We start from the raw sequence: 1,748 nt of genomic DNA, 5'->3' as shown, positions 1-1,748 counted from the left end.
AATGGGTCACCGGACCCGACATGGACGCCACCTACTGGTACGACAACCTCCGCCACCCCGTCCGCTTCACCCAAGCCATCCACACCCTCACCACCCAAGGCCACCACACCTACATCGAGACCAGCCCCCACCCCGTCCTCACCCACACCATCGACACCACCACCGACCACCCCACCCCCAACCACCACCCCACCGGTGACCACCCCAACGGCGACCGCAAGAACACCGACCACCAAGGCAGCAGCACCACCACCGCCGTCACCACCATCGGCACCCTCCGACGCGACGAGAGCGGACCCCACCAGTTCCTCACCGCCCTCGCCCACGCCCACGCCCACGGCCTCCCCATCACCTGGCACCACCTCACCCCACCCCCCACCGCCCACACCCCCACCCCACTCCCCACCTACCCCTTCCAACGCCGGCACTACTGGCTGGACGCCACCCCGGCACGGTTCGACCTGGCGGCGAACGGTCTGGAGACCGCGGGACATCCGCTGCTCGGTGCGGCGGTGCCGCTCGCGGGTCGGGACGGGCAGGTCTTCGCCGGGCGCATCGCCCTCTCCACCCACCCCTGGCTCGCCGACCACACCGTCATGGACACGGTCCTGCTGCCCGGAACCGCCTTCGTGGACCTGGCTCTCCATGCGGGCCGCGAGGCCGGTACGCCCCACCTGGAGGAACTCACGCTGCATGCGCCGCTCGTCGTGCCGGAGCGGGGCGGAGTGCAGATCCAGCTGAGCCTCGAACCCGTGGTGGAGGAGAACGGCGACGAGGGGGCCGCACGACGGTCGCTCAGTGTGTACGCGCGCCTCGACTCCGCCCCCGGCAGCGGGTCCCTTGACGAGAGGCCGGGGTGGGTCTGCCATGCGACCGGCACCCTCGCTGCCACCCGCGTCACCGTCCCGTCCGGAAGTGCGGCCGTCTGGCCGCCGCCGGGGGCGGAAGCGGTCGATCTGAGCGGACACTACTCGGCGCTGGCGGACCTGGGGTTCGGCTACGGTCCGGTGTTCCGGGGGCTGCGGGCCGCGTGGCGGAGGGGCGAGGAGGTCTTCGCCGAGATCACGCTGCCCGAGGAAGACGCGCCGCCGTTCGAGGGGTTCGTCCTCCATCCTGCTCTGCTGGACGCCGCTCTGCACGCCATTCCGCTCGCGGCGCGACCGGACGGGGACCCGGCGGAGGAGCGCAGCCGGCTGCCGTTCTCCTGGCAGCGCGTCGAGGTGTACCGCACGGGTGTGCGGCCGTTGCGGGTGCGGATCGCCGCCGCCGGGCCGGATGCGGTCGCCGTCACCGTGCGGGACGGCTCTGGGGACCTGGTGGCCGAAGTCGGCGGACTGGTGACCAGGCCGCTCAGTCCGGAGCAGGTGGTGGCCGCCCGATCGACGGGCAGCGCGGCTGAGCACCTCTACGCGTTGGAGTGGGTGCCGGAGGTCACGGCGGCCACGGGGACCGACCTGCCTTCCGGCTCCTGGGCGGTGGTCGAGGGTGATCCGTCGGGGGTGGCGGATGCGCTCGCCGCCGCCGGTGCGTCCGTCGACTCGCATGCGGACCTGCCGGCCCTGATCGCGGCTTTGGACGCCGGGGAGGCCGCGCCCGGCAGGGTGGTCCTCACCGTCCACGACTGGCAGACCACACCGGACCCCGAGCCCCGCACACCGGCCCAGGAGACCGCACACCAGGCCCGGGCAGTGACCAGCCGCCTCCTCGGCTGGCTGCAGACATGGCTGACCGAGCCACGCCTGACCGAC

1 protein-coding gene is annotated in these 1,748 nt (G+C 72.8%); it reads left to right on the top strand.

Annotated features, from left to right (window positions below):
* Positions 1 to 1,748, top strand: a 1,748-nt coding sequence (locus ACH4B3_RS34265; protein WP_398469709.1) for a polyketide synthase dehydratase domain-containing protein, incomplete at both ends; no start/stop codon positions are given.

The sequence above is a fragment of the Streptomyces sp. NPDC018031 genome (assembly GCF_044327625.1).
Classification (GTDB): Bacteria; Actinomycetota; Actinomycetes; order Streptomycetales; family Streptomycetaceae; genus Streptomyces.
Note: the sequence above shows the minus strand (reverse complement) of the source record. Positions and strands in the feature narration are given on the sequence as shown.